General features: G+C 49.9%; 5 protein-coding genes and 1 pseudogene. 2 read left to right on the forward strand and 4 right to left on the reverse strand.

Annotated features, from left to right (window positions below):
• Positions 1-122, forward strand: a pseudogene (locus AACQ83_RS24850) (IS982 family transposase); the annotation flags it as partial.
• Positions 123-271: 149 nt separating this feature from the next.
• Here AACQ83_RS24850 and AACQ83_RS23405 read toward each other — a convergent pair.
• Both AACQ83_RS23405 and AACQ83_RS23410 read right to left on the reverse strand, forming a co-directional pair.
• Complete coding sequence (locus tag AACQ83_RS23405) at positions 272-1,432, reverse strand: hypothetical protein (RefSeq protein WP_112879799.1); 1,161 nt, start codon at positions 1,430-1,432, stop codon at positions 272-274.
• A gap of 146 nt (positions 1,433-1,578) precedes the next feature.
• On the reverse strand, positions 1,579-2,475 hold the full coding sequence (locus tag AACQ83_RS23410) for a fimbria/pilus outer membrane usher protein (protein ID WP_255567000.1): 897 nt from the start codon (positions 2,473-2,475) through the stop codon (positions 1,579-1,581).
• A 75-nt stretch (positions 2,476-2,550) separates the two neighbouring features.
• Here AACQ83_RS23410 and AACQ83_RS23415 point away from each other — a divergent pair.
• A protein-coding gene (locus AACQ83_RS23415; protein WP_112879800.1) for an IS3 family transposase occupies positions 2,551-3,704 on the forward strand; the annotation gives its coding sequence in 2 pieces (ribosomal slippage) (positions 2,551-2,797 and positions 2,797-3,704; 1,155 coding nt in all).
• A gap of 62 nt (positions 3,705-3,766) precedes the next feature.
• Here AACQ83_RS23415 and AACQ83_RS23420 read toward each other — a convergent pair.
• Positions 3,767-4,039 (reverse strand): hypothetical protein, encoded by a 273-nt coding sequence (locus AACQ83_RS23420; RefSeq protein WP_112879801.1) that lies wholly within the window; start codon positions 4,037-4,039, stop codon positions 3,767-3,769.
• Positions 4,040-4,110: 71 nt separating this feature from the next.
• Positions 4,111-4,407 (reverse strand): transposase (locus tag AACQ83_RS23425; RefSeq protein WP_240000908.1); only part of this gene is annotated, 297 nt, incomplete at its 5' end.

The following is a 4,407-nucleotide window of genomic DNA, read 5'->3' on the forward strand; positions in this document are numbered from 1 at the left end:
ACCGCAGTCAGCTCGGTTTTTTATTGGAAATCGTCGCTGGCCTAATTGCTTATACATTCCAACCTAAAAAACCGAGCTTGAATTTACGGGATTGTGATATCGCTATTTTTAAACGAAGCTGAGGTTAGATAACTATGTGACCGGGGTGAGTGAGTGCAGCTAACAAAGAGGCAACTTGAAAGATGACGGGTATATAAGGAGTCATTTAACTTATCTGGGGTTGTCGGCTAGCTTGTTGCAGCGCCAGTAGGCGCTGCAACAAGAGTAATAACTAAGCCGATGGGTCGACGAAGTTAACATCCGACCATACGGAAATGACCGCGACGGCTCTGGCTTGCCCGCCGGCACCGTCTGTCTTCAACAGAATCGGTACCACAGACAGTTGTGTTGATGCCGTATAACTATCGTCCCCTTGTTTAACGTATCTTGCATTTGGCCCTTCACCTCGGTGCCCGGTACTGAGTGATAAGGGTTTGTTGGCCGCATCAGTAAACGCGAAGGCGACATCTTCTATTGACGAGGCCAAGGCATTCGGTTTCCCCGGCACAAACGGCCCATCGATTCGGTAAAGCAGGCGTGAATTTTGGAATACCGCGTCATCGCCGGAACAGGTGCTGCTTATCCCTATCTGCCTTGCTAACTCAAGTGGATCTCCCACCTGTTTGCCGGCTCTTTTCACTGTTCCCCAATCCACCGATGACGGAGTAAGAACAACCGCACAAGTGGACGGCTTTTTGACCGGTGAAAGGATAACCGTGGTCCACAGGGGGTTCGGTATGCTGCTGGAACCCGATACGGCTGTTGAAGTCCAGCCGATAGAGTCCACGGACAAATGACTTCCACCCGGTTTCGCATTGAAATTGCCGTCACTGTCCGGGTAAATGGCCCCGGTCACCGAGCGGACACTGATATCAACCAGACCGTTGGCATCCGGGACGCAGGGAAGGTTAACGCCGGTATTCCCTTTGACCAGACTGGTCGATTGATAGGTTCCGGGTGAACCATGCATCTGGCAAGAGAGTGAAGATTGCCCGATATCAACCATAAAGTCGCCAGCCTTTCCTACCCGGACACTACCCGGTGATGACGAAGAGATCAATGAGTTGGTCCCCGATCCTACGGTGTAGGCCATAAACTGGGTCCCGGTGGGGACGCGGCAAGTTGTCGACCAGTCAAGAGGGCCGCTGGTGGTATATCCCACTATTTCATCCCGTGAATAATCACGTTTATCTTTGTTGTTCGGCATCATGGCATAGCCGGTGACGGTAATATTGCTAACCTTATTCACCAGTTCAGTTTCGCAATCCTGATAAGTCTCGGCCGCCTGGAGGGGTAATACGGTCAATAAAAAGAGCAGTGACGCCCCTGGCCCCATGATGGCTGGGACGGGGTTTTCTGTATGACCGCCCCACAAACGTTCAGTGTTTAACATCCTTCTCTCTCCAAATTACTCATCTGTTCACATCGCTCTTTCACTGTCGGGGCTAACTTCGCTTTTGGTGGCGCCCCGGACGTAAAAGCGAGACAGGTGATATCTCATCGGGCACACCGGTCAGGTTGCCCATATGAAGGTTACGCTTATAGACACACGGCATCGGCCTGCACCAGTTTCCCGGGGGTATCGGACGACACCTGATAACGGGTGGTGCATTGCTGATTTGCCTCGTTTCCCCACTTGACTTTCACATGACCGGCGGACGGCATGCCACTCAGATAAACCCGGCCGTTATCGCCCACAATGCCGCTGCCGGCTTGAGTTGCGTTTCCTGCCAGCGTCGCGGTGGCGCCAAAGGGCACGGGTTTGCCATGATGTATTAAGGTCAACAGCAACTGGTTGCCCAGCCGAACCTGATAATTGGCTAGTGTCACCGCCCCTTTGGTCGGGTAAACGTTGCGGCTGGTCTGGTCAATATCCACCCCTTCCGGCAGGGTGGACGGGTCCAGATTGATGGTGTTTTTGTGGTAGACCGATCCGCCCGGCAGTACGGCGTAGCCACGCCAGTCGGTCTGTACGTTACCGTTGCTGATTGTCACCCCTTTCGCACCGGGGGCGCGAACTAATACCGCGGTATCTCCCAGCGAGCGTGACAGCGTTATTCCGTAAGGGTGGACCAGAAGGGCACCGGAAGTGCCATAGGTAAAATGCTGACTGTCTGCGTTGTCATTGTAGCCAAGATTGACGCTTCCCTGGCTGCCCTGATAACCCAGCGACAAAGCTCGACTGTTTTGCTGGCCGCTGTGCCCCCAACCTTGCTGGAGGTTATAACTCAGGCGGTTATCCCATAACATGCCACTGATGCCGGTCTGTTGAGAGAGGTTACCCTGTGAGTCGCGTGAGGCGGTATAGCGGGCGTAAACGCCCCGTAACGCCGACGATGACCCAAAGAGACTCAGCGGGACCTGCATATTGAATGATACCTGACGGTTTTCCGGCCAGTGGCCTTCGCCCTTTATACGAGAAATGTTATAACTCAGGTTTGATGTGGCACACTAATTTTGGTCACCATTACAGAGGTGATATTCTTACCTCAATAAAAAATAGGTGACATTATGCAAAGACGTTTTAGTTCAGAATTCAAACTGGAATCCGCACTACTGGTGCTTGAACACAACTATTCTATCGCCGAGGCAGCCAGAGTCATGAATGTCAGTAAATCTGCCATGGGTAAGTGGGTTAATCAGTTAAGGGATGAGCGACTGGGACTCTCACCAAAGGCAACGCCAATCACACCGGAGCAGCTTGAAATCCGTGAATTAAAGAAAAAACTGCAACGCCTGGAAATGGAAAATGAAATCATAAAAAAGGCTACGGCACTCTTGATCTCGGACTCCCTGAACAATTTGCGTTAATTGAACGATTCAGAGTGCATTACCCCGTCGTTTTGCTTTGCCAACTCTTCGGCATACATCGCAGCAGTTATCAAGCCTGGCGAACCCGAAAAAAATCGCCAGACCCCGAACGTGTCCAACTAAAGAGCTTAATTCGCGAAGCTTTTCAGGAAAGCCACGGCTCTGCGGGAGCCCGGACTATGGCGTCGATGGTCACTGCGAAAGGCCGGCCATTAGGGCGTTGGCTGGCGGGCAAATTAATGGCTGAAATGGGGCTGGTCAGTCGCCAGCCATCACGGCATAAGTACCCGCGGGGAACACCAGAACACATTGATATTCCTAATCACCTTGGACGTCAATTTGCGGTCACCGAACCCAATCAGGTCTGGTGTGGCGACGTGACATTTGTGTGGACAGGGGAAGGCTGGGTTTATCTGACGGTGGTGATTGATCTGTTTGCCCGGAAACCTGTCGGCTGGGCAATGTCTTGCTCACCGGATTCAGCGTTAACCAAAAAGGCGCTCAAAATGGCTTATGAATCAAGAGGAAAACCACAGGGTGTTCTGTTTCATAGTGATCAGGGCAGTCATTATACCAGTAAAGCGTTCAGGAAATTATTGAGTCATTACCCGATCAAGCAAAGCCTGAGCTGTTGGGATAATGAGCCAATGGAGCGTTTCTTCAGGAGTCTGAAGAGCGAATGGCTCCCATTGACAGGGTATCGAAATGCGGAGGAAGCCACGCGCTCCATCATCAGTTATATAACGGGCTATTACAGCCAACTTCGTCCCCATTGGTATAACAATGGGTTGACACCGAATGAATCAGAAAATTTATTTTGGAAAAACTCTCAGGCGGTGACCAATTTTCGTTGACCACAACAAACTTCCCTGTCCAATTCGATTGCTATGATGCCCTTACCACTTGATGGCGTTGATTATTTATAAACTACTTGGAATGTTACTGGGGCTATTACCTCTTGAGAAGCTGCTGCGCCTGACTTGGAAGCCAGAGCCACTTTAAATGCTGCCATGCCTTCGCCTTCGGTTAGTGCTTTTGCGAAATCAATTTCTTTAGTACCAGTGAGATTAATCTTCTCTCCGCTAGTAATGGCAGTACCATTGTGATACACAGCCACTCCTGCGGTAGCGGCAGAGTTGGCATTAAATATCTTCTTAGCTGTATCAATGGTCTGTCCAAAAACATTCATCTCAATTGCAGCACTAGGAGTGAATTTGTTGCTTGCTGTGTTTCCATATTGAGAGCCAAACTTAACTAACCTCAGCTTCGTTTAAAAATAGCGATATCACAATCCCGTAAATTCAAGCTCGGTTTTTTAGGTTGGAATGTATAAGCAATTAGGCCAGCGACGATTTCCAATAAAAAACCGAGCTGACTGCGGTGTCTTGAATGCTCTATCTGAGAAATATTTTTAAGCTGATCCATGACCGTTTCTATCAAAAATCGCCTTCTTAACATCAGCTTATCCCAGAGAGATAATTCTTTTGCCTTCATGTTATGACGGACATGAGTGATTAACGTTATTCCTTCTGCTTCCAGTTCATCGCACAAAGCCTG

The organism is Photorhabdus sp. S10-54 (assembly GCF_963878145.1).
In the GTDB taxonomy this organism is placed as follows: domain Bacteria; phylum Pseudomonadota; class Gammaproteobacteria; order Enterobacterales; family Enterobacteriaceae; genus Photorhabdus; species Photorhabdus kayaii.

Excerpts from the sequence above, each read along its gene's own strand:
- AACQ83_RS23405 (WP_112879799.1), bottom strand. The coding sequence starts at position 1,432 with ATGTTAAACACTGAACGTTTGTGGGGCGGTCATACAGAAAACCCCGTC.
- AACQ83_RS23420 (WP_112879801.1), bottom strand. The coding sequence starts at position 4,039 with ATGAATGTTTTTGGACAGACCATTGATACAGCTAAGAAGATATTTAAT.